This is a genomic window from Arthrobacter sp. 10T419 (assembly GCF_056394105.1).
This window is the reverse complement of the sequence record NZ_JBFTHF010000077.1, coordinates 1-375: the sequence shown is the minus strand read 5'-3', so window position 1 is coordinate 375 and position 375 is coordinate 1. Positions and strand designations below refer to the sequence as shown.

1 protein-coding gene is annotated in these 375 nt (G+C 69.9%); it reads left to right on the top strand.

The genetic code is table 11. The features are described 5' to 3' along the window. Nucleotides 1-314, top strand: a 314-nt coding sequence (locus tag AC1DBD_RS17950; protein ID WP_476982745.1) for an energy transducer TonB, incomplete at its 5' end; no start/stop codon positions are given. Between the last annotated feature and the right edge of the window lie 61 nt (nucleotides 315-375).

Genomic DNA, 375 nt, shown 5'->3' with positions numbered 1-375 from the left:
GTGCAGGCAGCCGCCCCGGCGACGGTGCCGGCACAGGCGGCACCACGTCGCCGGGCTATGCGGACAAGGTGCGACGCCGGGTCACGCCCAACATCCTCTTCGATGGAGACCTGCCCGACAATCCCACCGCCGTGGTCGCAGTGCATCTGGCACCGGACGGCACCGTGCTGGAGGCCCGGCTGGCCCGCTCGAGCGGACACACCGGCTGGGACAACGCCGTGCTGCGCGCCGTGGCACGCTCCAACCCGCTGCCGCGCGACGAGAACGGCGTGGCGCCCGCCCACATCAATCTTTATTTCCAGCCGAGGGAATAGGAAGACCGCGATCTTCCAGCGATGCTAGCGGCGCCGGATCACCGTCCCGGCGTGTCAGAAG